Source organism: Bacillus cereus group sp. BfR-BA-01330 (assembly GCF_022663885.1).
Lineage (GTDB): Bacteria > Bacillota > Bacilli > Bacillales > Bacillaceae_G > Bacillus_A > Bacillus_A cereus.
Genome location: NZ_JAKUGK010000001.1, coordinates 317,971 through 342,851 on the forward strand (window position 1 = coordinate 317,971; position 24,881 = coordinate 342,851).

Consider the following 24,881-nt stretch of genomic DNA (forward strand, 5'->3'; position numbering starts at 1 on the left):
AAAAAGAAGTCCCGTCTTCCATTTTGAAGACGGGACTTCTTAATTTGAAACAATCCTGCTATGTGTGCTACAACTTTAATCTCAAAACGTAATGCTAGTAGGAGATTAAGGGTGACTTGAAATTTAACTGTTCGTAATAAAGTCTCGCTTTATGTAGCAGGGAAGTTTGGACCATCTAGCTTTGGATTGCCAGTCTCGGGTTTATTTTGTTGTTTGTTTTGGTTTTTCTTTTTTTCATTTTTGTTCTTTGCCATTGTAATACACCTCCTTTTTGTATTGTTACCATTTCTATAAATGACATACGAAATGATTTCTTTGACGAATAACAACTAGTTTTGTCATGTGGGCAGGAGTGGTGAATCATTCGGCGAAATTACATGACAAAGGAAAAGCAAAGAAGGAGGCGTTTTGTATATGGCGATGGTTCAGAAGGAAGATGTAATGAAAAAAATGGATCAAATGTTAAGTTCTCTCGATTTGCTGGAAATGAATATAGGGATTAGAATGAATCATGCATTAAAGGATGCGAGTGAAAAAATATGCAATAAGATAGAAATAACAGAAATGCATATTGAACATATGGAAAATAAATTAGTGCATCACGAAGAGAAAGGGAATTGGGTAAAGACATTTCAAAACGTCGTAGTGAGTGCATAATAAGGTGGGAAAGAAATGAAGAATGAAGCATTAATACAGTCTTCAGAAAAACTCATGCAGTATAATAATGAAGCGAATGTAAAAAAGAGAGAACTAACCGAATACGACTTTTATAAGGATATGAAACCGTTTGTAGATATGGTAGATGAGGAATTAAAGAAGTGGAAAGAATTAGCTTATAAGTGGATTAAAGAAGAAAAGCCAAAATATATACATGTACAGCAAATTGATCAAGTATATGATAATTTACAAACGAATGTGTTGCAATGCTTTGTAAATAAAGGTAAAGGTAAACGATTCTTTGAAACACACCAAGCCATTTCGTATACTTTGCAAAATATAGTTGAGCAATGTAAATAACAAGAGGGAGAGCCCTCTTGTTATTTTTATGCTTCTGTCATTGTTGTAGGTTTTGTTGCGCCGTTTATTTCTAATTCTTTTATTAATGTTCGATAATCTGATATGCATATTTTTCCTTCGAGATACCAATGTCTCGCAAAGTCTAATAATTCATTTGCATTCTCTGTGCAATACCCCTTTTTTTGAGAAAACGCTTGTTTTAAATCCCCTAATACCATGTTGATTCCTCCCCCATGAGAATCTTCTTCTTCATTATCATAGCATGGAAGGGTTTTCTTTTTTAATTTTTTAAAAATTTAAACTTCCGACAAAAATAGACAGATACTCCATCACACATATTATTTTATAGGTACATATTATATATGTAGAAACTTATGTGAAGGAGGAGAGAATGCATGTTTCAACAACCTAACTTATATCAGCAAACGAATCCATATGCACAGCAAAATATGTACCAATATAATACGGATACATATTTACGGTATAATATGTATCCTTTCGAGCCTTATTATGGAAATCAAAATTATTATCAACCGTTTGAAGTGTCCTTTATGAATCAAGCTCAACAACCACAACAGCAGCAACCTTATGTGAATCAAGCTCAACAACCACAACAGCAGCAACCTTATGTGAATCAAGCTCAACAATCACAAGCTCAGCAACCATACATGAATCAATCACAGCAGCAGCCTTATATGAATTCGCAATATTATATGCCACCACCATCTCCGTATGCTAATCAACAAGCGATGTTTTATCCACCAAAACAACCGTACCCGACGCAGGGTAAGCAAAAGCAACAACAGCCAAGTCAGTTTTCTAGTTTTGTTTCTCAATTTAAAACATCAGATGGTAACTATGATGTAAATAAAATGATGAATACAGCTGGACAAATGATGAATGCGATGAATCAAGTGACAGGTATTGTAAAGCAAGTTGGAGGCTTTTTTGGTAAGTGATGTTGAAGGATTGTCTATAAAAACAATGTAAATGAAATAAAGGACTAGACAAATTTCCTTGTAATAAATGGGTATATATAACAAACGGCTTTCTCTCTTTTCTCATACTGTAAAGTGTAATCAGATTTTTTTAACGAGAGAGGAGAGAAAAAACTATGCATCATTGTCATCCTTGCTTTGGAGGGCATAAGCCTACAGGACCTATTTGTACGACTGCTCCTGTCATTCATCCGACGAAACAATGCGTAACACACTCTTTTTCAACAACGGTGGTGCCACACATTTTCCCAACACATACAACACATGTACATCATCAACAAATTAAAAACCAAAACTTCTTCCCGCAAACAAATTCAAATGTAAATGTTGTGGACCCAATCGACCCAGGATTCGGTGGCGGATGTGGACCGTGTGGCCATGGTCATCATCATCATCATCACCACGGTCATCAAATATCTCCATTTGGGCCAGGACCGAATGTATCACCGTTTGGACCAGGACCAAATGTATCACCGTTTTTACCAAACAATGTATCACCAGTAGGTCCAAATATCGGACCAAACGTTGGTGGAATATTTAAAAAGTAAATGATATGTTAGAACTAGCGAAATGCTAGTTCTTTTTTTGTAATTGGAGTGTTGATATGAAAGTTATTGCAGTAACAGGATATAAGCCATTTGAACTTGGAATATTTAAAAATGATCATCCAGGAGTGGAGTGTATAAAGAAAGCATTACACCGTAAATTAATCACTTTTGTAGAAGATGGTTTAGAATGGGTTATAATAAGCGGCCAATTAGGTGTAGAATTATGGGCTGCTGAAGTTGTTTTTGAAATGCAAGTAGAATATCCTGATTTAAAATTAGCGGTATTCACTCCGTTTTTAGAACAAGAAGAAAATTGGAAAGAAGATAATCGTGAATATTACGAATTTATTCTTTCTCAAGCAGACCATGTTGATAGTATCACGAAACGGAAGTATGAAAGCCCAGAGCAATTTAAATTAAAAAATCAATTTTTTATTGAAAAAAGTGATGCGCTTTTAGCGGTATACGATGAAGAAAAACCAGGAAGTCCCAAATATATTGTAGAATCAGCAAAGAAAAAAGGAGAAATAGAAAATTATCACAGTTATTTCATTCTTTTTTCTGATTTACAAGATATAATAGAAGAGGAACAGTGGAATAATGCAGAGTAATATGTAATATAGTACTCGTATATATGATTGACAAAAAGCATTGTTTCTGAAAAAATTTAGTTAATGAAAGTTTTGGTAAAAATTTGAGGTGAAGAAAATGATTTCGGATAAAATTAAATTAACAGCGAAAGATATTTTAGAAAAAGAATTTAAAACAGGTATGAGAGGTTATCAGCAAGAAGAAGTAGACAAGTTTCTTGATATGATCATTAAAGACTATGAAGCTTTCCACAAAGAGTTTGAGCAATTAAAGCAACAAAATGCTCGTTTAAAGCGTGAATTAGAGGAACAAAAACTAGCAGTAACGCAAGTTCCACAACAACCTGTACAAACACCAGTTGCACAACCGGTTTATAACAACACGAATACGGATATTTTAAAACGCTTATCTAACTTAGAAAAAGCTGTATTTGGAAGTAAGTTATACGAATGATGTAAGGTGGGAAAAGGTTTAAGCATTTTACATAGAAAAAAACGTTGCAAAATCTTTTTGTTTCCACTATACTAATGGATGTCATAACGTTTGGGTAATCGCTGCAACGCCAACGTTGTAGAGGAAAGTCCATGCTCGCACGGCCTGAGATGGCTGTAGTGTTCGTGCCTAGCCAATTCATAAGCTAGGGTATTCTGGCTGTAAGGCTGGTTTAACGGCAGGGAAAAAACCTAAGTCCTTTCGGATATGGTTTGACTACCTTTAAAGTGCCACAGTGACGAAGTCCTTGAAGAAATGATAGGAGTGGAACGAGGTAAACCCCACGAGCGAGAAACCCAAATAATGGTAGGGGAATCTTTTCCAAGGAAATGAACGACGGGAAAGGACAGGTTTTATAACCTGTAGATAGATGATTGCCACCGGAGTACGAGGCGTGGGCCGTTTGTAGTACAAAGGAACAGAACATGGCTTACAGAACGTTATGAACCAACTATGAAATAACTCAGCTCTCCTTTGTTAGAGGAGGGCTTTTTATTTGTATGAAGTTATAAAGTATGAGTTAAAATGGTTAATGAGAAAATTTTTCGTAAAATGTAATAATTAATAGGACCAATTGCTATTAATTATTGTTTGAATATACATAAGAGGTGAATGCAAATGGGAAAAGTTACTTTAATTGCAACAGCGGCAATGGGTATTGAAGCGTTAGTTGCCCGAGAAGTTCGCGATCTTGGTTATGAATGTCAAGTAGAAAACAGCAAAGTAACATTTGAAGCAGATGAAAAGGCGATTTGTCGTACGAACTTATGGTTACGTACTGCGGACCGTGTAAAAATTAAAGTTGGCGAATTTAAAGCAACGACATTTGATGAGCTATTTGAAAAAACAAAAGCATTAAACTGGGGAGATTATATTCCAGAGAATGGTGAATTCCCTGTTATCGGTAAATCTTTAAAATCTGAATTATTCAGTGTTTCGGATTGCCAACGTATCGTTAAAAAAGCTGTCGTTGAAAAATTAAAAACAACATATAAACGTACAACTTGGTTTGAAGAAGATGGTCCGTTATTCCGTATCGAGATTGCAATGCTCAAGGATATTGCAACATTAACAATTGATGCGAGCGGTGTTGGGCTTCATAAACGTGGATACCGTATGGATCAAGGGGAAGCTCCGTTAAAAGAAACATTAGCTGCGTCTTTAATTAAATTAACAAACTGGAAGCCAGATCGTCCATTTGTTGATCCATTCTGTGGATCAGGTACAATTCCGATTGAAGCAGCATTAATTGGACAAAACATTGCACCAGGATTTAACCGTGGTTTCGCATCTGACGAGTGGGGCTGGGTAGGGAAACAAAACTGGCGTGAAGCTCGTCAAGAAGCTGAAGATTTAGCGAACTATGATCAACGATTACAAATCATTGGATCAGATATTGATCATCGTATGATTCGAGTTGCTCAAGATAACGCAGAAGAAGTAGGCTTAGGCGATTTAATTACATTTAAACAAATGCAAGTAAAAGATTTCACAACAAAAGAGGATTATGGCTACGTTGTAACGAATCCTCCATACGGAGAACGTTTAAGTGAAAAAGCACTTGTTGAACAACTGTATAAAGAAATGGGACAAGTATTCCGCCCATTAGATACATGGTCAGCGTATGTATTAACAAGCTACGAAGCATTTGAGAAGTGTTACGGAAAAGATGCGTCGAAGAAGCGTAAGCTGTTTAACGGATTTATCCGTACAGATTACTACCAATACTTCGGAAAACGTCCACCGCGTAATTCATAGTATAAAACTCCTCTAGCGCGCATATACTGGCTATTATGTAATGCGTAAAGGAGGAAGTCATATGGATAATTTTCAATTATCAATGATTCAAAAAGCTATTCACCGTACGTATGATGAGCTCGGAAAAGAAGTGGATAGTCAAGGTGCGATTGTAGATGAAATACAAAAAGCGCAAGAAGAATATTTGTCAGCTCTTTCACATGAAACAGCGATTGATAAACGGTATTTAAAGTCATTAATATAGAAGAAAATTTTCCTTTTTCGAAAGGAAAATTTTTTTTCGTGAATTTCTATGTATTGCAACAGGGGAAAGTGGCTGCACACATATGCGTAGCAGTTGCTATTATCTTTTTATAGAAAAACTTTTTGGTTGGAGGCTAAGGATGTTTACTGAGAAGAGATTACCATTTGAAGTAGGAAAACAAGATAATTTTTATGATAAGTTGAATGAGTGGATTGGAGATGTGTTTTACGACATCCTTCCGGAAAAAGGCTTTGAAGAGCGTGATGAACAAATTTTTATGGCGTTTCAGTTAGAACGCGCTTTCCAAGAAAAGAAAGTTATGTTCGCAGAAGCTGGTGTAGGAACAGGGAAAACAATTGTATATCTTCTATATGCAATTTGTTACGCGCGTTATACTGGGAAACCAGCTATTATTGCTTGTGCAGATGAAACGTTAATTGAGCAGCTTGTGAAAGAAGAAGGGGACATCGCTAAGTTATCTGAAGCATTAGGGCTATCTGTTGATGTAAGGCTTGCAAAATCAATGGATAATTATTTATGCTTACGTAAACTTGAAGATGTTATGAGTGGACGAGCTCCAGAAGTAATTGAAGACGTATATTACGAGTTACCACAGTTTGTATTCGATCATGGTACGATGCAAAACTTTACTCACTATGGTGACAGAAAAGAATTTCCACTTTTAAATGACGAAGAATGGTCAAAAGTAAATTGGGATTACTTCCAAGATTGCTTTACTTGTGATTCTCGTCATCGTTGTGGACAAACTCTTTCTCGTGAACATTATCGTAAAGCAGCAGATTTAATTATTTGTTCTCAAGATTTCTATATGGATCATATTTGGACGTACGATGCTCGTAAGCGCGAAGGGCAAATTCCATTATTACCAGAAAGTAGCTGCGTTGTATTCGATGAAGGACATCTTGTAGAATATGCAGCTCAAAAAGCTTTAACATACCGTTTAAAGCAAACGATGATGGAGCAACTATTAACGAGATTGCTACAAAACGATATTCGTGAGGAGTTTGCACATTTAGTAGAAGAAACAATTTGGCAAACTGAACGATTCTTTGATGTGTTACAAGAGAATAAAAAGGAAATTGCCGGTTCTGATCGTCTAGAAATTACTGTGACAGAAAAAGTAACAGCTGAAGCGAAACGACTTTATGCAAAAATCGGTGAAGTTGGAGATGCATTAGTATTCGAAAGTGAAATGCATACAGTAAACACGTATGATTTAAATATTGTTGATGAGCATTTAGATGTATTAGAACATTCACTTCGTCTGTTCATGCACGAGAAAAATGTAATTACTTGGGGTGAAGAAGGTGATGGTGCCTTCACGTTAGTTATTATGCCGCGTGCAGTTGAAGAAGTGTTACAAGAGAAAGTATTCTCGAAGAAAATACCGTATATTTTCTCTTCTGCGACATTATCGAACAACGATTCATTCGCTTTCACAGCTAATAGCCTAGGGGTAAAAGATTACTTGTCATTCTCAGTTGCTTCACCGTTTGACTACGAAGAGCAAATGACAGTAAACTTACTATCACATACGAAAGAAAATGAATGGGAAAGAAAGTGTCAATATACACTTGAAAATATACAAAAAACAAATGGACGTACGCTTGTATTATTCCGTACAACGCAAGAGCTTGCAGCGTTCAAAGAGTATGTAAGTAAAGAGCAAATGTCGGTTCCGTTCTTATATGAAGGAGATCAGGAAATTAGCCAGCTCGTTTCTCGTTTCCAAAATGAAGAAGAGACTGTACTTTGTGCGGTTCATTTATGGGAAGGTTTAGATATTCCTGGTTCATCATTATCGCACGTTATTATTTGGTCTTTACCATTCCCTCCAAACGATCCTGTGTTTGAAGCGAAACGTAAGCACGTAAATGATCCATTCTGGGATGTAGATGTACCATATATGATTTTACGACTTCGTCAAGGAATTGGGCGTTTAATTCGTACAAGTGAAGATAAAGGTGCCATATCAATTTTCTTATCTGATTCAGAAGAAGAGAAAGTAGTTGCAGCTGTGAAAAATGTACTGCCAGTAGAAGGTAAAGAATTATAAGGAGAAAGCTTGGCGCTTGCCAAGCTTTTTTTCTATTATAAAAGGAATTTATGTTTCCGTGTCGAATTAAGTTTGAGGTAGAAAAAGGAGGCTTTTATACGATGACAGTTGCTACATATGAAGTAGAAAAACAATTTTTAACATACGTGAAGAAGATACAAAATTACGGAGAAGCATTAAGTTTAATGTTTTGGGATTTAAGAACAGGTGCACCCAAAAAAGGTGTAGATCAGCGTTCAGAAGTAATTGGTATGCTTTCGTCAGAAGTGTTTGCTATGTCGACTTCAGATGAGATGGGAAACTATTTAACAGAGCTTGAAGCTTTAATACGTGAAGATAAACTTTCTGAAACAACGAAGAAAATGGTTGAAGAGTGTCGGAAAGAATATGATAGAAATAAAAAAATTCCACAAGCTGAATATGAGGCTTATGTGAAATTAGAAGCGAAAGCAGAGAGTGTGTGGGAAGAAGCTCGTGAAAAATCTGATTTCGAAATGTTCCGCCCATACTTAGAAAAAATTGTTGAATTTAAAAAGAAATTTATTACATATTGGGGTTATGAAACATATAAATATAATACATTATTAGACATGTATGAGCCAGGTATTACAGTAGAAGTTTTAGATCACGTATTTGGTCAACTTCGTGAGCGCATCGTGCCGCTTGTAAAAGAAATCTCTGAGTCTAAAAAAGGATTAAAAACAAGTGCTTTATCGGAACAATTTTCAAAAGAAAAACAAAAGAACTTTACATTAGAACTATTAAAGCAATTGAATTATGACTTTGAAGCAGGTCGTCTTGATGAAACAGTGCATCCTTTCGAAATTACATTAAATAGAGGGGATGTTCGTATTACGACACGCTATGATGAAAAAGATTTTCGTATGGCTGTTTTTGGAACGATTCATGAATGTGGTCATGCAGTATATGAACAAAATATTGCAGAACAATTTGAAGGTACACCACTTTGCAGTGGTACATCTATGGGTATTCACGAATCACAATCATTATTCTTTGAGAACTTTATCGGCCGTAATAAATCATTCTGGAAGAAAAATTATGATTTATTAAAAGAGTATAGCAATGGTCAATTTGATGATATGTCAGTCGATGAATTTTATGATGCAATTAACGAATCGAAGCCGTCATTCATTCGTATAGAAGCAGATGAGCTTACATACCCGCTTCATGTTATGGTGCGTTATGAATTAGAGAAAGAATTATTTGATGGTACATTACAAGTGAAGGACTTACCAGCAGCTTGGAATGATAAGATGGAAGCATATTTAGGAATTCGTCCGGAAAATGATGCGCAAGGTGTATTGCAAGATGTTCACTGGGCTGGTGGCTCATTTGGATACTTCCCATCTTATGCACTTGGTTATATGTATGCAGCGCAATTTAAGCAAAGAATGTTAAAAGACATTCCGAACTTTGATGCATTATTAGAAGAAGGAAACGTAACACCAATTCGTGAATGGTTAACAGAAAACATTCACCAATACGGTAAAACGAAAAAGCCACTTGAAATTTTAGAAGATGTAACAGGTGAAGGCTTAAATGCAAACTACTTAGCCGATTATTTAGAAGCGAAATATAAAGAGATTTATGAGTTGTAAAAAAAGAGCCGCTTAATTGCAGCTCTTTTTTAAAGGGGGATGGGAGAATGGACTATACATATACAGTAATGACGCAAGAAGAAGCAGAAGAAATTGCATACAACTGGCATTATGAAGGGAAATATTCCTTTTACGATATAGAGGCAGATGAAGAAGATTTAGCTGAATTTTTATATGATGAAAGTAGAGGGGATCATACATTTTCTGTGAAGGAAAATGGCACTCTCATTGGTTATTTTACTGTTTGTAAAATAAATGACGGAACGGTTGATATTGGTCTTGGAATGAGACCTAATATAACTGGGAACGGATTTGGTTTACAGTTCTTAAACGCTATACTAGCTTTTAGTAAAGAAAAATATGGATGCAAGTATATAACACTATCAGTAGCTATATTTAATGAGAGAGCGATTAAAGTGTATAAAAGGGCAGGGTTTGAAGTAGTTGGAACGTTTATACAGAAAACAAATGGTAGTTGTTTTGAGTTTTTGAAAATGAATTATATATGTAAAAATGATTAAAAAACAGAAGAATCTCCTTCTGTTTTTTTATGCAGAAATAAATCATACTTTTTGTAATTGGAAGTTTTGAAATTTTGGAAGAGGATGTGTATGATTGAAGTTTAATAGTAAATAGCAAGTTTAATAGTAAATAGCAAGTTTAGTAAGGAGAGACAGCATGAGTATAATTAAAACGAAAAATGAAATAGAGTTAATGCATGAATCTGGAAAATTACTTGCTTCATGTCATAGAGAAATTGCGAAGATGATGAAACCAGGTATTACTACAAAAGAAATTAATACGTTTGTTGAAGCATATTTAGAACAGCATGGTGCAACGTCTGAGCAGAAAGGGTACAACGGATATCCATATGCGATATGTGCATCTGTAAACGATGAAATGTGTCATGCGTTTCCGGCCGATGTTCCTTTAACTGAGGGTGATATTGTAACAATTGACACGGTAGTAAACTTAAATGGGGGTCTTTCAGATTCTGCTTGGACGTATAGAGTTGGAAAAGTTTCTGATGAAGCAGAAAAGTTGTTGTTAGTAGCTGAGAATGCTTTGTATAAAGGAATTGACCAGGCGATAATCGATAACCATGTAGGAGATATTGGCTATGCAATTGAAAGTTATGTAACAAATGAAGGTTTTTCTGTCGCAAGAGACTTTACGGGACATGGAATCGGTAAAGAGATTCATGAAGAACCAGCAATTTTTCATTTTGGGAAACAAGGACAAGGACCTCAGTTACAAGAAGGAATGGTAATTACAATTGAACCGATTGTAAATATAGGTATGCGATATTCTAAAGTAGATTTAAATGGGTGGACTGCACGAACGATGGACGGGAAATTATCAGCTCAATATGAGCATACAATTGCGATTACAAAAGATGGGCCAATCATTTTAACGAAGTTGTAATTGGAAATGAAAGAGTTTGCAAAACTCGAACAAAAATAGTAGTTTTTAAAAATTTGTACGTGTTTTTTCGATAAATGCTTTTCAAAGCATAAAAAGTACGTTATAATCCTTCTATAAAATAAATAGTTAGCTACACTCATATAATCGCGGGGATATGGCCTGCAAGTTTCTACCGAAGTACCGTAAATACTTTGACTATGAGTGAGGACGAATATAATTGCTTGTTTAGCATTCTTTTTTTGCGAAACTCCAAAAGCTCGTCTCTCACTTGTAACGAGTGGTGGCGGCTTTTGGAGTTTTTTTATTGCATAAGAGGGGGAACAAACATGAAAGTATTACAAGAAAAGATTTTGAACGAAGGAAAGGTTTTATCTGGTGACGTATTAAAGGTAGATGCTTTTTTAAATCATCAAATTGATCCAGTACTTATGCAAGAAATCGGAAAAGAATTTGCTAAACGTTTTAAAGAAGAGAACATTACAAAAATCGTGACGATTGAATCTTCAGGCATTGCACCAGCAGTTATGGCTGCATTAGAGCTTGGTGTAAAAGTAATTTTTGCACGAAAACGTAAATCGTTAACGTTACAAGATAATATGTACGTTGCAAACGTATATTCATTTACAAAACAAGAAACAAATGAAATTTCATTATCTCGAAATCATATCGATGAAAATGATCGTGTGCTAATCATCGATGACTTTTTAGCAAACGGTCAGGCTGCTTTAGGTTTAATGAGTTTAGTAGAGCAAGCTGGAGCGAGTATTGCAGGAATTGGAATTGTTATTGAAAAAGCATTTCAAGATGGAGGAAAGAAGCTTCGTGAACAAGGCGTTCGTGTTGAATCACTAGCAGAAATTGCATCACTTGATAACGGCACAGTTACATTTGTACAGCAAGAAACTGCGGAGGTGAAATAAACGATGAAGCAGCATCCATTTAAAATTGCATCGCTTGGTATGCAGCATATGCTTGCAATGTATGCTGGAGCAATTATCGTTCCGCTTATTGTGGGCGGTGGACTTGGTTTAAATCAAAAAGAGTTAACATATTTAGTCTCAATTGATTTATTAATGTGCGGCGTTGCGACAATTTTACAAGCATTATCAAATCGCTTTTTCGGTATAGGACTTCCCGTTGTACTTGGTTGTACATTTACAGCCGTTGGACCGATGATTGCGATTGGAAAACAATACGGTGTGTCTTCAATTTATGGAGCAATTATTGCTGCTGGGTTATTCGTTGTTATTTTTGCGAAATTATTTGGAAAACTTGTAAAACTGTTTCCACCTGTTGTAACAGGATCTGTTGTTACTGTAATTGGAGTTACACTTGTTCCAGCAGCAATTAATGATATGGCTGGAGGAGTAGGAAGTAAGGATTTCGGTAGTCTTGAAAATTTAGCATTAGCATTTGGTGTGTTATTATTTATCATCATTATGTATCGTTTCTTTGATGGATTTATTCGTTCAATCTCTATTTTACTAGGTCTATTGTTCGGTACTATCGTTGCAGCGTTTATGGGGAAAGTAAGTTTGCAAGCGGTTGGAGAGGCGGATTGGTTCCACGGTATTCAACCATTTTACTTTGGTACACCAACATTTGAATTAACACCAATTATTACGATGATTCTCGTTGCTTGTGTAGGGATTGTAGAAGCAACGGGTGTATACTTTGCATTATCTGATATTTGCAATAAAAAAATCGGTGAAAAAGAATTAACAAAAGGCTATCGCGCAGAAGGATTAGCGATGGTGTTAGGTGGCATTTTCAACGCGTTCCCATATACAACATACTCTCAAAACGTAGGACTTGTTCAATTAACTGGAGTAAGAAATCGCGTTATTATTTATACTTGCGGTGGTATGTTAATCGTACTTGGTTTCATTCCTAAAATCGCAGCTATTACAACAATTATTCCGAAATCAGTACTGGGCGGTGCGATGTTAGCGATGTTCGGTATGGTTATGGCATATGGTATTAAAATGTTAAGTAGCGTTGACTTCGGAAGACAAGAAAACTTATTAATCGTTGCATGTTCTGTCGGAATTGGGCTTGGCGTAACAGTCGTTCCTACATTATTTTCACAACTTCCAGAAAGCATTCGTATTTTAACAGATAACGGAATTGTACTTGGAAGTGCGTCAGCAGTACTTTTAAATATCGTATTTAATATGGTGCCGCAGCGCAAAGTGAAAGTAGAAGAAGAGCCAGTATCTATGCAAAATGCAGTAAGAGAAGCGTAAAAAAGCAAGGTCTCGTTATGAGACCTTGCTTTTCTTTTTAAGTGGCATCATTTTCCCGTAAGTACCAAGACGCCAAATGTACTCAAGTGGCCCGTATTGGTAATGTGAAAGCCACCAGCGGCTAATAAAGATTTGTAACGTGTAGAAACTAATGCAGAATATTGGTCCAACCCATAATGGAGCAGGATAATAATTTTTAAGAAATAGACCAAATACAAGTAATGTAACAATTGTATGCGAGATGTAATTTGTTAATGCCATTCGTCCAACGTATTGGAATGGACGTAATAACGTTTGCCATTTTTCTTTTTGTAATAAACGCATTAGTGTGAAAATGTAGAATATGAATAACGTTTTTCCGCTAAACATTGTAAAGACCTGCATATAAATTGGTTCATAAAATGGTTTTGATAAGAAGTAACGAACCATGAAGAACCACATTGGTAATGTAAAAAGGAACATAATAATTTGCCATTTTTTAAGCTTTGGATCTAACTCTTTCGCGCGGCGGAAAATATCCTTTTTGCCGGCGTATAAACCAAGTAAAAACAGCCCAACTGTTTCTGGGAGCATAAGTAAATTTAATCCAATTCCATCAGCGTAAAATGTATGGAAACGATTTTGTATTTGTGACAGCCAGTCTTCTAATGGCATGATAGGTAAGGAAAAACCTAGCTCTTCCTTTGGTACCAATGCAACCGTAATACCAGCCATTAGCATAATGAATTGAAAAATACTCAATAAAACGATAGCCCATATTAAAATAGTACGAGGTTCTCTCTTATAAAATAAAAATAAGAAAAATCCAGCAATCGCATAAGTATGTAAAATGTCTCCGTCCCATAAAAGAACGTAATGTAAGAAACCGAATAATAATAAAATAAGTAAGCGGCGAACAAATAAAATTTTTGGATGATCTGTTTTCGCTTCAGCACGACTCATAAAAATATAAAAACCTAATCCGAATAAAAACGAAAAAATTGTATAAAATTTCGTTTGAATAAACATATCGTAAAATAGGCGAATGTAGCTGTCTATCCCTTCGTAAATTCCTGAAAGATCACGTGAGTCAACCCCGGCGATAACAGGCCAATTCACAAGAAAAATACCTAGTACAGCTATTCCTCTAATAATATCAATGGAGTGTATCCTCTCGCCTTGTGTGAGATTTTGTGTCATTTTTTTCCTCCTTGTTAAGTAATTCCCTTTTATTATACGAAATGTAAGGTGGAGGGGATAGGGGATATTTCCATTTTTTTAAACTGTTAAGTTATGTAGGATGAGATATAATAAGAGTGCACAACAAGTTTTAACCTTTTTCAAAACAGGCAGTAAAGCTCCTTCTTATAAGGAGCTTTCTTTATGAAAAGTGTTGATAATGATTCTCTTTAATGATAAACTGTATTCAAAAGTGATAATCATTATCAAAAAAGGTTGGTGCGTAAGTATGGTATATGCATTAGTAGCAGGTACAGTCGCTGTATATGCAGTTATTGCGAAGTATGTTTTAAATGGAGTAGGAACAGCAAAATGAGTGATATGACATAAAATCCCTTTCATTTGTAAAAAGAATGAAAGGGATTTTTTATTTTTAATGAGAATATGCTGAAAATTTAGTATGATAGTAAAGTGAAACTGTAATCAATGGGTAGGTGTAACTCTCACTGGTTATGAGCTCGCAAATAGCGGGGAAAAGTATATACATCTTGGATAAAGGGGAACAAGGGGATGACAAACATAGTACAGACAAACGGTATGAAAAAACTTGTTTGTTTTTATGAAGAGTGGCAAAAACACGGCGATGCAGAGAATAGTTTAAAGTTGTTTGAGGTAATTCAAAAATATAAACAAGAACAGCTTATGATAGCGTTCTGCGGTCACTTCTCTGCAGGGAAATCAACGATGATGAATCATCTATATAAAGCGCAGTTGTTACCGACAAGTCCAATTCCGACAAGCGCTAACGTTGTCAAAATTGAAAAAGGAATGGATCGTGTTGTTGTAACGGTTAAATCTGGAGAGCAGTACGAATATGACGGTGCATATTCAGCAGAAGAATTAAAACAAATTTGTAAAGACGGCGATGAAGTAATTGGTGTTCATATTTATCGAAACGACGCGCCGATTCCTGAAGGGGTTATGTTAGTTGATACACCAGGGATTGATTCAACAGATGATGCCCATCAATTAGCGACAGAGTCGACACTTCATCTGGCAGATGTCATTTTTTATATGATGGATTATAATCACGTCCAATCCGAAGTGAATTTACAATTTGTTAAAGAATTGAAACAACGTAATAAAACGGTTTATCTCGTTGTAAATCAAATAGATAAACATAAAGAAAATGAATTATCGTTTGAGAATTATAAAGATAGTGTAAAACAATCATTCTCTAACTGGGATATTGAAGTAGATGGTGTTTATTATACGTCATTACGAATGATGAACCATCCACATAATGAAATTAGAAGCTTAGAAGCGTTAATTACTTCTATTATGAAAGAAAAAGAGCAGTATGTAAGGACTGGAATGGAGCGAGAAACAGAATATTTAATGGGGGAACATTTCTCGTTTATTGTTTCTGAAAATGAAAAAGCTCTCTTGAAATATGAGGAAGAGTTAGCATCACCACTTTCTATTTCAGAGGTAGTTGAAAAGAAGGAAGAGTTAACGGAAGCGAAAAATCGTGAGGCAAGTAAAGAATCTTATGTGAGAAATGAATTTATAAAAGGTTTACAAGCTATATTAGATAACGCTTATTTAATGCCGTTTGAAATGAGAGAATTGGCAAATGCATATTTAGAAACGAAATTAACAAAATTTAAGGTCGGTTTGCTATTTGCGAAAGGAAAGACGGAGCAAGAAAAACAAAGACGTGTAGAGGCGTTTTATTCTGCCCTTCAAAAGACTGTTGAAACGCAGCTTGATTTTCATGTGAAGGAATTTATTGTAGCCTTCTTAAAAGAAGAAGGATTGTTCACGGAGGAAATTGGGAAAGACATATATGGGTTAGAAATTGCTTTCGGACCAGAAATGTTGGCTGAAGTAATTAAACAAGGCGCAGGTTTCACAGGTGATTACTTACTTCTTTATACAGCGGATGTAGCGAATGAACTGAAGAAACGTTATTTTATAAAAGCGCAGCAAATTTTTGATAAAAGTGCGGTCGTTTTAAAGCAAAAGGTGAGAGAAGCAGTTGCTCGTATTGAAGAAGAGATTGAAACATATACGATGCTGCAAACGGCGAAAGAAACACAATTACAATACAGTAACAATTTGGAGGCATATGAAGACTATTTACGAAATGTTTGGCACGATCATGTTGCTACGCCTGAAGGGCTGCAAATAGATGAGATATTGCAAAGGGAAAAGCAAATTGTTAGTGAGAAATTTACACTACAAGAGCAGGAAATCGTAAACGATAACGTAGCGGTTCATGAAGAAGAGCTGAAAGGAACGGCGGCTTTAAATATTCAGCGGATATTAGAGAAAGTGAAAAAAGCTGAAACGATATTAGAGCCATTGCCAGCGCTGAAACATGTACAGCAAGAGGTAATAGAGAAAAGAAGACGTGTGGAAACAAAACAATTTACAGTAGCGTTATTCGGGGCATTTAGTGCTGGGAAATCATCATTTGCCAATGCCTTACTCGGTGAGAAAGTACTTCCTGTATCACCAAACCCGACGACGGCAACGATTAATCAAATTTTGCCGGTTACAGAGGAAAAACCACACGGAACAGTAATTGTTCAGTTTAAATCAAAGCAAGCGTTATTAGAAGATATGAAAGCTGTTTATAAGCTGTTTCATTATGAGATTGCTACGTTAGATGAAGCGTTAGCACAAATTGATAAAGTTATGAAATATCCTTCACCAACTGGGAAGCAAAAAACAACATTTAGCTTTTTACGAGCGGTACAAAAAGGATATGATGCAGTTTCTACTTATTTAGGAGAACAAGTACAAGTTACATTAGAAGAGTTCTCTGATTATGTAGCGAATGAAGAGAAATCATGCTTCGTTGAGTATATGGAACTTTATTATGATTGTGCTTTAACAAGGCAGGGAGTAGCGCTTGTAGACACACCTGGAGCGGATTCTATTAATGCTCGCCATACGGATGTTGCATTCCAGTATATTAAAAACGCAGATGCTATTTTATTTGTAACATATTATAATCATGTATTCTCTCGTGCTGACCGTGAATTTTTAATTCAGCTTGGTCGTGTAAAGGATACTTTTGCCCTTGATAAAATGTTCTTCTTAATTAATGCGGCGGATTTAGCAGAGTCTGAAGAAGAACTTGAAATGGTAAAAGGTTATATCGCAGATCAGCTGCTGCAATACGGTATTAGAAATCCGCGTTTATTTGCAATTTCAAGTTTATGTGCGCTTGAAGAGAAACAAGGAAAGAATGTTGAAAAAGAGAAGTATGGTATTTTACAAAACTCTGGGATTACGAAGTTTGAGGAATCATTTACGTCCTTTATGATGAGAGATTTAATGCTTGTTTCTGTGCATGCTCTATATGGTGCTTTGCAAGGGGCAGATCAGCTTTTAGTAAACATGATAAAGGGTGCAAAACAGGGGAATGAAGAGAAAGAGAAGCAAACGAAAAAATATGAAGCAGAGCGTGATCAACTACTTCATATCATTTCATCATATAGTGTACTTGCTGAAGAACAGGCGATGCAAAATGAAGTGAAAGAGTTGCTTTATTACGTGCAACAGCGTCTATTCCTACGCTATAACGATGTGTTTACTGAATTTATTAATCCGGCGTCACTTCGAACGGATGGAAATGTGAAAACACAATTGCAACAGTGTGTTATGGAATTAGTAGCATTTATTCAGCATGATTTATTGCAAGAAATGCGTGCGACATCATTACGCCTTGAAAAATGGATAGATGAAGCGATGAAGCGTGCAAAGAACGAAATTGTAGTGAACTGTAAAGTAGAAAATGAATCAATTTCTATGAATGGAACAGTGGAGTATGAATATAAAGATATTACACATAAAGAACCGTTTCCTTCAGTTGAAATAAAAGATTTCAAAAAAGCATTGGCACATTTTAAAAATGAGAAAAGCTTTTTTGAAAAGAATGACAAAGCTTTTATGCAAGAAGACGCTAAATCTGTATTAGAACCGCTCGTATCAAACTATGTAGCTGATGAAAAAGATTTATTTGTTCATCATTATAAGCAAGAGTGGGATATGAAGTGGAACTTATTCCAAAAAGTGATGCAGCAAGATGTGATGAACTATTATGAAAGTATATTGTTTGCATTGGCTGAAACGATTGATGTATCTCTATATGAACAAAGTAAAGAACAATTGCAAAAGCAGTTAGTAGAGATTGAAAAAGAAATTTATGTTATATAGTCGTTATGAGAAAAAGATTCGTTCAATTTTCTTTTGCAGTACAGTATCTAAAGATTTTACAAATCCAGCAAATTCATCGGTAGAAATCATATGAGTAAGAACGAGTCGTCTGCCATCTGGTGTTTCACCGCATAAGACGAATGAAGAAAATTCATATGTTTTGTTTTCAACTACTAATTTTGGATAGGAATACGTGTCGCTTTTCTTCTTCTTTCCATCAATAGAGATGACGTTGCATTTTTTCTCATTGTTGTCCATGGTGAATCCCTCCTTTCTATTACTTATGGTAGACAAGGAGGGTTTAGAACAATAGAGAAGGGGGAATTTTTTATGTCTGTTGTAATAGAATGTATTCCAAAAGAGGCTATACCGAAGTCTCTATTGTTACTTGCTGATCCAAGTGAACGGCAAATAGCTACGTATGTACAAAGAGGATTAACATACGTAGCTAAGCAGGGGGGGAGCGTTATCGGTGTATATGTTCTTTTGGAAACAAGGCCAAAGACGATGGAAATCATGAATATTGCGGTTGCAGAGCATTTGCAAGGAAAAGGGATTGGGAAGAAGCTATTAAGGCATGCTGTAGAAACTGCTAAAGGATACGGTATGTCAAAACTTGAAGTTGGTACAGGCAATTCTAGTGTTTCACAACTTGCTTTATATCAAAAATGTGGATTTCGTATTTTTTCTATTGATTTTGATTACTTTTCGAAGCATTATGAAGAAGAGATTATTGAAAATGGGATTGTATGTCGTGATATGATCCGGCTTGCAATGGAATTGAATAAAAACGTATAACTATTTAGGGGGAAGAGAAGATGGAAGTACATAAAGCAATTACAGCACATTCTCGTAAACAAAATGAAAGTGTAAAAGCATGTTTACAATTAGATGCACAGCGTGAAGCAGCTATTGAAGCTGCCGTATCTCTTGCGTCAAATGGGAAAGAATTTTCGGTTGATGTCATTAATGTTGTAACGAAGCAAATTAATGATCTTGCAAAAAATGGTGTTACCTTGCAGCGTAAATATGTTACAGAAGAAATGGTTATGGAGTATGTAAGTCGTTTGAAAGAGAAAGAAGGTCTTTAAAGATGATAGTTACAGTCGAATGGTTACGTGAGCATATAGACGATGAGAATGTCCGTATAATCGATTGTCGTTTTGATTTAGCAAATCCTAATTGGGGTAGAGAAAAGTATGAAGAAGGACATATTCCTCATGCGTTATATTTTGATTTGAATTTAGATTTATCAAGTCCTATAGCAGAACATGGTGGCCGCCATCCTTTACCAAATATTGAGGAGTTTGCAGACAAGCTTTCGGAGGCTGGTATTGATGAACATACGAAAGTAATTGCGTATGACAGTCAAGCCGGTGCAAATGCTGCTCGTTTATGGTGGTTATGTAACTATGTAGGACATGAGAAAGTATATATATTAGATGGTGGTTTCCCGGCTTGGAAAGAGAATGGACTACCGACAACAACGGAAATTCCTGTTGTTATACGAAAAACATTCAAAACAAACATACAAGATCATATGCTTGTAACGATGGAAACGGTCAGAGAGAATATCCGTGCAGGTGCGGATGTTACATTAATTGATTCTAGAGAGCCAAAGCGTTATGCTGGTGTCGAGGAACTTGTCGATCATAAAGCAGGTCATATTCCGACAGCGGTAAACCATTTTTGGAAGGATGGAATGTTGCAATCAGGACAATTTAAGAATGGAGCTGGGCAACAAGAACGCTTCCAAAATCTTTCGAAAGATAAGGAAACCATTGTATATTGTGGTTCTGGTGTTACAGCGTGCCCAAATATCGTTGCATTAAAATTAGCTGGATTCCAAAATGTTAAATTGTATGCAGGTAGCTGGAGTGATTGGATTTCTTATCCAGAAAATCAAATTGCAAAAGAAGAAGATTAATCACTTGCATGCAAAAATAATTTGTATTAAAATAAGGTCACAAGCAAGAGATTGCTCGAAAAACTTTGTATTTTACACATTGGAAACAATGTGATAATATAACGACAAGTAAATAATACATCCTGCGGTGTACGTAACTTATTTATGTCTAAAACCGATGTTAGTTATACGGAAGCTCAATATTTAGCGACCATCATCAAGCCTTCCTTGTGGAGGAAGATGTACGGTAACTGTGAGGGCATCCACCTGCGAGTAGCGGGTTTTTGGACATTTACGAGGAGCGGCACGTGCGGGGGTCTTATTTCAACTAACCTTATATAAAATTCCTACGGTGTACGTAGCTTATGCATGTCTTAAACCAATAAGTTTAATATGGAAGTTCAATATTTAAATGTAGCTAACATGCCATCTTTTTAAGAAGGAAGTTACAAACATTTGTGAGAGCATCCACCTGTGAGAGCAGGTTTATGGACATCTAGAGAGAACGGCATATGTGGGGCTATATAAAAACCTTACGTTTTATACGTAAGGTTTTTTTGTTGCATAGATATATCAATATTATCTTGATTCACCTGTGAAGTTTCCGTAATAAATGTAGCACTTTCTGTCTTCATCAATCTCTCTTGAATCTAAGGAGAACTCCATAGACATGCCGTCTCGCTGAATATATATAATATCTGAATGAAGAGATGGTAAAATTTCTTCATAGTTCCATACATCTTGACTATCTATTATGTTTGAACTCGTTTCACTTAGTTCTCTAATTTCAAAACCGATGTAGGAGTATGTAGGGTCTGAAGGGTCATTTGCGAAAACTTCTTTTTGAATATAAATAACTGCTGTTCCGTCTGGATCAACCGAAGTTGCAGTAACAATATAAGTATTTTTCTCTTTAATAAAATATTCACAAGTCATGCGTGCGATAATTTCAGAATTAGAAATATTGGCGTAGTTCCATAAAGCAGGATACCCTTTCGTTTCATCATTAAGTCGATATTCTAAGCGCATTTAATCCCTCTTCTTCCTTTTTCTTCTACTTTATCATGCCATCCTATATAATAGGAATAGAATTTAAAAAGGGGAGTGCGAAGGTGACAAAAACGAAATGGCTAGTAGGTGGTGTCGTAACGTCTTTAATGACTGGCACTTTATTTGGTTGCGCACAAGATCTTCCCCCAAAACCGAATGATAATAGTTGTTCTGATTGGGATTGGGATGATGAACTTGGGGTATGGCAGTGTGATGATAGTAGTTCAGGTTATCGTGGGCATTACTTCTATGGTGGGCGATACTATCAAAATAAATCCACTTTTAAAAATTCATCGGCGTTTAAATCGTATCAATCGTCTGCTGAATTTAAAGGTGGAATTGGAAGCGGTTCAAAGGGAGGATTTGGGGGCTAAAATATGTCGCAATACATAAGGGATAGAAAAGAATTTTATTTAAAATATCCGAATTTTTGGTCGGATTTATATGAATGTGAGTATAGTTTGTTTCATGTTTTTTCTATAACAAATCAGACTTTGGAACAATTACACTTAGCGACTGAACGAATGGGTAAAATATTTTTTAAGACTGCTAGACTTTTGCGAAATTTAAGTGACGAACAGCTTCTTGAGCTTGGTTTTCCTCCTGCGAGCTTATCATTCATTAGAATGAAAGGGCTTTATCCTGAATCTGTAATTTCGCGATTTGATTTTGCCGTAACAGAGGATAACCAAATCAAAATGCTTGAGTTTAATAGTGATACACCAACTTTTATTATGGAATGCTTTCAAATGAATGGGAAAGTATGTGGAAATCTAGGCTATGATGATCCAAACTCAGATCAAGAACGATTGCTATCTTCTGGTGTAACGAAAGCAGTAATGGAAGCGACAAAGGGATTAGATAATCCAAATGTTGTTTTTACAGCACATCATGAACATATCGAGGATTGGAATACCACTATGTATTTAAGTCAGCTATGCCATGTTGAAAATAAAGTAGTGCCAATGTCAGAACTTAGAATTACAAAAGATGCTCTAGTCGATAAAGATGGGGCGAAGATTGATGTTTTATATCGCCAAACATATCCGATAGAAGATTTAATTGAGGATCAAGATCCTGAAACAGGAGATTTGGTAGGTGTGGAACTGCTGCAACTTGTAAAAGCCGGAAAGCTTTTTATAATAAATCCTTTGTCAGCATTTTTACTTCAGCCAAAATCAATTCAGTGTCTTATTTGGGGGTTAGCAGAAGAAGAGGTCTTTTATACAAACGAGGAACAACAGTGGATTAAAGAATATATGTTACCTACATATTTAGAACCAGATTTATTTTTAGGAAAAGGTTCTTTCGTTCAAAAACCTTCATTTGGGAGAGAAGGAGATACAATTACGATTCGCGATAAAGACGAAAATATTATGCTTCAAAATGCACACCAAACATATAAAGCGTCACTACCGATATTTCAAAAGTATATCGAACTGCCAGTCGTATCCTTGGAAACAGAAAAAGGGATCGAGAAACTGTCATATGTGTTTGGTTCGTTTTTAATTGCTGGAAAAGCGAGTAGTATCGGTATTCGCGCGGGAGAAAAGATTACAGGAAATGAATCGTACTATTTACCGGTAGGTATAAAAAGGAGGGGAAAAAATGATTAATTTTTTATTATATTTAGCAGTAACACTCGGCCTTTTATGTATTGGTCTGTTCTTGATGGAAGTGACAACGAAAGTTAAGGAATTTAAGTTAATGGCTCAAGGTAATAAGGCGGTAAGCTATGTGCTTGGAGGGCGATTACTTGGGTTAGCTATCGTTTTATATTCGACAGCAGCTAATTCAATTTCACTTCTTGATATGATTTCGTGGGGAGCAGTTGGGATTTTGGCTCAAATTATCGTCTTTTATTTAGCTGAGTGGCTTACACCACGCTTTAATATAAACAAAAGTCTCGAAGAAGATAATCAAGCAGTCGGTCTTTTTCTTATGTTTTTATCGCTTTCAATTGGGATTGTAATTGCTGGTTGTATAACTTATTAAAAACTTTACGTTTAAACGTAAAGTTTTTTATTTTATTCCGTAAAAGCCCGATTGGTGAGGGCTAATAATCAGTGGGGGATGAACAAAACCCCCACTGATTAAAGTTTCACTTTATATACGTTAGTTTGCCATACCATTTGAAAAAATTGTAGGCTACGGTTGACATCTATTTTAAATAAGAGTAACATTTTCAATGTAATGAAAATAAGTCTCTGTTAGGTGAGGCTCCTGTATAGAGAAATGCTACTGCCCAAAAATGTCGAGAGACGCCAATGGGTCAACAGGAATGATCGAATTAAGGTTTTTCTTAACGTAGCTGGTAATGTACCTATGCTATACAGTGCTAAAACTCGGTGAGGGAGAGGTCCGTAGATTTCTAATTATATTAGAAATCGTTTATTTGTGTATGTAATGGCCGCTACTCTCTTAAGGGTAGGGGTCTTTTTTGTTACCAAGCTATGAGTAATTTCATATTATAAACTATAAAATTAAACGAGGAGGTGAGGAGCATGTCAAATTCTGACTCGGTTCCGTTACCCATATACTTCAAATCAAAAATATATGATGTAGGCAGGAAACGATTTGTTCCTCCCTCTATATTTATCACAATAATAGCGTTTATAAAGCGCGAGACACTTTCACAGTAAAGTGGATAAATTGAGAAACAAAGCGTTTCTTCCTATGTTGTAAAGGAGGAGACGATAATATGTTATATGCAAACAAAACTGTGGGTAACACGTCATATAAACTAAGTAAAAAATCAATAAAAGAACAAACAATGCTCCAAAAAAATAAAGATTTATTAATTGAAATTGCAACAAGAGATGTAAAATCTGTATTTGCATATTTTAAAACAACAAGAGACGGACTATCAATGAAAGAGGCACAAAAACGTATTCAAGTATATGGCCGAAATGAACTAACTTCAAAAAGAGCACTTCTTGCAGAAGTAATGATGAAGCTAGGTGGCATGATTCCAGGTTTTTCAAAACAACGTGTGTGTGATGAATTACAACGTGAAACGATTACTGTATCTAGAGTAGAATGTTCTAGTAGTACAGGGCTAAATAGTGAACTGAAAATGATGGAGATACCTGTGCAAGAACTTGTACCTGGAGATATGATTTTTCTTTCGGCTGGAGATGCTGTGCCAGCTGATGTACGTATTATTTATGCAGATGATTTATTAGTGAATGAGTCTGTGTTAACGGGAAACGAAGCGAATATAGAGAAGTTTGAGAGCTGCTATCACCTTGAACGTAAACGGTTTATTCCATTAAAACGGATGAAAGATTATAATCCACTTGAGCTTGAAAATGTATGTTTTAAAGGTTCGCATATTGTTAGTGGAAATGCAAAAGCTATCGTTGTTTCTACTGGAAAAAATACGTATTCAGGCATCTTGCATACTTGTTGTAGTAGAACGTCTTAATGTGTTAATGATGCTAAATATACAAAAACAATGTATAATAGACAAAGTTGAGCAAAAACGTAGAATGGTAATCTATTTATATAACCTTACGTGAT

28 protein-coding genes, 3 other RNA genes and 2 riboswitches are annotated in these 24,881 nt (G+C 35.7%); of the genes, 26 read left to right on the forward strand and 5 right to left on the reverse strand.

Features of this window, described 5'->3' with window-relative positions; translation table 11 throughout:
• Nucleotides 1-149 precede the first annotated feature (149 nt).
• Nucleotides 150-329 (reverse strand): hypothetical protein, encoded by a 180-nt coding sequence (locus tag MR112_RS28850; protein WP_001987054.1) that lies wholly within the window; start codon nucleotides 327-329, stop codon nucleotides 150-152.
• Nucleotides 330-414: 85 nt separating this feature from the next.
• On the opposite strand from MR112_RS28850, the gene MR112_RS01740 reads away from it, so the two are divergent.
• Entirely contained in the window at nucleotides 415-657 is a 243-nt protein-coding gene (locus tag MR112_RS01740; protein ID WP_001252036.1) for a hypothetical protein, read from the forward strand.
• 15 nt (nucleotides 658-672) lie between these two features.
• On the forward strand, nucleotides 673-1,017 hold the full coding sequence (locus MR112_RS01745) for a YppE family protein (protein ID WP_000786939.1): 345 nt from the start codon (nucleotides 673-675) through the stop codon (nucleotides 1,015-1,017).
• A gap of 26 nt (nucleotides 1,018-1,043) precedes the next feature.
• On the opposite strand, the gene MR112_RS01750 is transcribed toward MR112_RS01745, so the two are convergent.
• On the reverse strand, nucleotides 1,044-1,235 hold the full coding sequence (locus MR112_RS01750; RefSeq protein WP_000242652.1) for a YppF family protein: 192 nt from the start codon (nucleotides 1,233-1,235) through the stop codon (nucleotides 1,044-1,046).
• A 177-nt stretch (nucleotides 1,236-1,412) separates the two neighbouring features.
• On the opposite strand from MR112_RS01750, the gene MR112_RS01755 reads away from it, so the two are divergent.
• The 13 genes from MR112_RS01755 (at nucleotide 1,413) to pbuX (ending at nucleotide 13,015) form a co-directional block, all read left to right on the forward strand.
• On the forward strand, nucleotides 1,413-1,976 hold the full coding sequence (locus tag MR112_RS01755) for a YppG family protein (RefSeq protein WP_242244736.1): 564 nt from the start codon (nucleotides 1,413-1,415) through the stop codon (nucleotides 1,974-1,976).
• 155 nt (nucleotides 1,977-2,131) lie between these two features.
• Nucleotides 2,132-2,563, forward strand: coding sequence for a CotD family spore coat protein (locus tag MR112_RS01760; RefSeq protein WP_000546272.1), 432 nt, complete (start codon nucleotides 2,132-2,134; stop codon nucleotides 2,561-2,563).
• Between the two features lie 56 nt (nucleotides 2,564-2,619).
• Nucleotides 2,620-3,174 (forward strand): SLOG family protein, encoded by a 555-nt coding sequence (locus MR112_RS01765; RefSeq protein ID WP_000862908.1) that lies wholly within the window; start codon nucleotides 2,620-2,622, stop codon nucleotides 3,172-3,174.
• A 97-nt stretch (nucleotides 3,175-3,271) separates the two neighbouring features.
• Nucleotides 3,272-3,607, forward strand: coding sequence for a cell division regulator GpsB (gpsB, locus tag MR112_RS01770; RefSeq protein ID WP_000622431.1), 336 nt, complete (start codon nucleotides 3,272-3,274; stop codon nucleotides 3,605-3,607).
• Nucleotides 3,608-3,693: 86 nt separating this feature from the next.
• Nucleotides 3,694-4,084, forward strand: an RNA gene (gene rnpB, locus MR112_RS01775) — RNase P RNA component class B.
• 180 nt (nucleotides 4,085-4,264) lie between these two features.
• Nucleotides 4,265-5,404 carry a THUMP domain-containing class I SAM-dependent RNA methyltransferase gene (locus MR112_RS01780; RefSeq protein ID WP_000521224.1) on the forward strand — a complete coding sequence of 380 codons (1,140 nt, stop codon included), beginning with the start codon at nucleotides 4,265-4,267 and terminating at the stop codon, nucleotides 5,402-5,404.
• A 61-nt stretch (nucleotides 5,405-5,465) separates the two neighbouring features.
• Nucleotides 5,466-5,648 carry a DUF3921 domain-containing protein gene (locus tag MR112_RS01785; protein ID WP_000368570.1) on the forward strand — a complete coding sequence of 61 codons (183 nt, stop codon included), beginning with the start codon at nucleotides 5,466-5,468 and terminating at the stop codon, nucleotides 5,646-5,648.
• A 139-nt stretch (nucleotides 5,649-5,787) separates the two neighbouring features.
• Nucleotides 5,788-7,725: an ATP-dependent DNA helicase gene (locus MR112_RS01790; RefSeq protein ID WP_242244737.1), complete on the forward strand. Its 1,938-nt coding sequence runs from the start codon at nucleotides 5,788-5,790 to the stop codon at nucleotides 7,723-7,725.
• A gap of 101 nt (nucleotides 7,726-7,826) precedes the next feature.
• Complete coding sequence (gene ypwA, locus MR112_RS01795; protein ID WP_000215078.1) at nucleotides 7,827-9,344, forward strand: carboxypeptidase; 1,518 nt, start codon at nucleotides 7,827-7,829, stop codon at nucleotides 9,342-9,344.
• Nucleotides 9,345-9,391: 47 nt separating this feature from the next.
• Nucleotides 9,392-9,865, forward strand: a complete 474-nt coding sequence (locus tag MR112_RS01800; protein WP_242244738.1) for a GNAT family N-acetyltransferase — start codon at nucleotides 9,392-9,394, stop codon at nucleotides 9,863-9,865.
• A 157-nt stretch (nucleotides 9,866-10,022) separates the two neighbouring features.
• A complete protein-coding gene (locus MR112_RS01805; RefSeq protein WP_000022484.1) occupies nucleotides 10,023-10,769 on the forward strand; it encodes a type I methionyl aminopeptidase in 747 nt (248 codons plus the stop codon).
• 116 nt (nucleotides 10,770-10,885) lie between these two features.
• A riboswitch (purine riboswitch) is annotated at nucleotides 10,886-10,987 on the forward strand.
• A 108-nt stretch (nucleotides 10,988-11,095) separates the two neighbouring features.
• The gene (locus MR112_RS01810; protein WP_000866483.1) at nucleotides 11,096-11,689 is read left to right on the forward strand and encodes a xanthine phosphoribosyltransferase; all 594 of its coding nucleotides are present in this window, start codon (nucleotides 11,096-11,098) and stop codon (nucleotides 11,687-11,689) included.
• Between the two features lie 3 nt (nucleotides 11,690-11,692).
• Entirely contained in the window at nucleotides 11,693-13,015 is a 1,323-nt protein-coding gene (pbuX, locus tag MR112_RS01815; protein ID WP_000809224.1) for a xanthine permease PbuX, read from the forward strand.
• A gap of 15 nt (nucleotides 13,016-13,030) precedes the next feature.
• On the opposite strand, the gene MR112_RS01820 is transcribed toward pbuX, so the two are convergent.
• Nucleotides 13,031-14,194, reverse strand: a complete 1,164-nt coding sequence (locus MR112_RS01820; RefSeq protein ID WP_086395958.1) for a DUF418 domain-containing protein — start codon at nucleotides 14,192-14,194, stop codon at nucleotides 13,031-13,033.
• A gap of 190 nt (nucleotides 14,195-14,384) precedes the next feature.
• On the opposite strand from MR112_RS01820, the gene MR112_RS01825 reads away from it, so the two are divergent.
• Both MR112_RS01825 and MR112_RS01830 read left to right on the forward strand, forming a co-directional pair.
• The gene (locus MR112_RS01825) at nucleotides 14,385-14,549 is read left to right on the forward strand and encodes a hypothetical protein (protein WP_002182615.1); all 165 of its coding nucleotides are present in this window, start codon (nucleotides 14,385-14,387) and stop codon (nucleotides 14,547-14,549) included.
• Nucleotides 14,550-14,743: 194 nt separating this feature from the next.
• Nucleotides 14,744-18,403 (forward strand): dynamin family protein, encoded by a 3,660-nt coding sequence (locus MR112_RS01830; RefSeq protein ID WP_086395959.1) that lies wholly within the window; start codon nucleotides 14,744-14,746, stop codon nucleotides 18,401-18,403.
• Nucleotides 18,404-18,406: 3 nt separating this feature from the next.
• Here MR112_RS01830 and MR112_RS01835 read toward each other — a convergent pair whose 3' ends face one another.
• Nucleotides 18,407-18,661, reverse strand: a complete 255-nt coding sequence (locus MR112_RS01835; RefSeq protein ID WP_000369740.1) for a DUF3931 domain-containing protein — start codon at nucleotides 18,659-18,661, stop codon at nucleotides 18,407-18,409.
• 72 nt (nucleotides 18,662-18,733) lie between these two features.
• Here MR112_RS01835 and MR112_RS01840 point away from each other — a divergent pair, with 72 nt between their 5' ends.
• The 5 genes from MR112_RS01840 (at nucleotide 18,734) to ssrS (MR112_RS01860) (ending at nucleotide 20,834) form a co-directional block, all read left to right on the forward strand.
• Complete coding sequence (locus MR112_RS01840; RefSeq protein WP_086395960.1) at nucleotides 18,734-19,201, forward strand: GNAT family N-acetyltransferase; 468 nt, start codon at nucleotides 18,734-18,736, stop codon at nucleotides 19,199-19,201.
• 20 nt (nucleotides 19,202-19,221) lie between these two features.
• A complete protein-coding gene (locus MR112_RS01845) occupies nucleotides 19,222-19,494 on the forward strand; it encodes a YpbS family protein (protein ID WP_000451817.1) in 273 nt (90 codons plus the stop codon).
• Nucleotides 19,495-19,496: 2 nt separating this feature from the next.
• Nucleotides 19,497-20,330, forward strand: coding sequence for a sulfurtransferase (locus MR112_RS01850; protein ID WP_086395961.1), 834 nt, complete (start codon nucleotides 19,497-19,499; stop codon nucleotides 20,328-20,330).
• A 116-nt stretch (nucleotides 20,331-20,446) separates the two neighbouring features.
• A non-coding RNA gene (gene ssrS / locus MR112_RS01855) (6S RNA) lies at nucleotides 20,447-20,629 on the forward strand.
• 21 nt (nucleotides 20,630-20,650) lie between these two features.
• A non-coding RNA gene (ssrS, locus tag MR112_RS01860) (6S RNA) lies at nucleotides 20,651-20,834 on the forward strand.
• Between the two features lie 54 nt (nucleotides 20,835-20,888).
• Here the strand turns inward: ssrS (MR112_RS01860) and MR112_RS01865 are convergent.
• Entirely contained in the window at nucleotides 20,889-21,338 is a 450-nt protein-coding gene (locus tag MR112_RS01865; RefSeq protein ID WP_086395962.1) for a hypothetical protein, read from the reverse strand.
• Nucleotides 21,339-21,421: 83 nt separating this feature from the next.
• On the opposite strand from MR112_RS01865, the gene MR112_RS01870 reads away from it, so the two are divergent.
• The 4 genes from MR112_RS01870 to MR112_RS01885 all read left to right on the forward strand — a co-directional run bounded on the left by MR112_RS01870 (nucleotide 21,422) and on the right by MR112_RS01885 (nucleotide 24,786).
• The gene (locus tag MR112_RS01870) at nucleotides 21,422-21,733 is read left to right on the forward strand and encodes a hypothetical protein (RefSeq protein WP_000169030.1); all 312 of its coding nucleotides are present in this window, start codon (nucleotides 21,422-21,424) and stop codon (nucleotides 21,731-21,733) included.
• 3 nt (nucleotides 21,734-21,736) lie between these two features.
• Complete coding sequence (locus MR112_RS01875; protein ID WP_086395963.1) at nucleotides 21,737-22,975, forward strand: glutathionylspermidine synthase family protein; 1,239 nt, start codon at nucleotides 21,737-21,739, stop codon at nucleotides 22,973-22,975.
• Nucleotides 22,968-23,354 carry a DUF350 domain-containing protein gene (locus MR112_RS01880; RefSeq protein ID WP_000606857.1) on the forward strand — a complete coding sequence of 129 codons (387 nt, stop codon included), beginning with the start codon at nucleotides 22,968-22,970 and terminating at the stop codon, nucleotides 23,352-23,354. Before MR112_RS01875 ends, MR112_RS01880 begins: the two co-directional genes overlap by 8 nt.
• Before the next feature lie 204 nt (nucleotides 23,355-23,558).
• Nucleotides 23,559-23,724, forward strand: a riboswitch (M-box (ykoK) riboswitch).
• A 336-nt stretch (nucleotides 23,725-24,060) separates the two neighbouring features.
• Complete coding sequence (locus MR112_RS01885) at nucleotides 24,061-24,786, forward strand: P-type ATPase actuator domain-containing protein (RefSeq protein ID WP_000964949.1); 726 nt, start codon at nucleotides 24,061-24,063, stop codon at nucleotides 24,784-24,786.
• The last annotated feature ends 95 nt before the right edge of the window (nucleotides 24,787-24,881 follow it).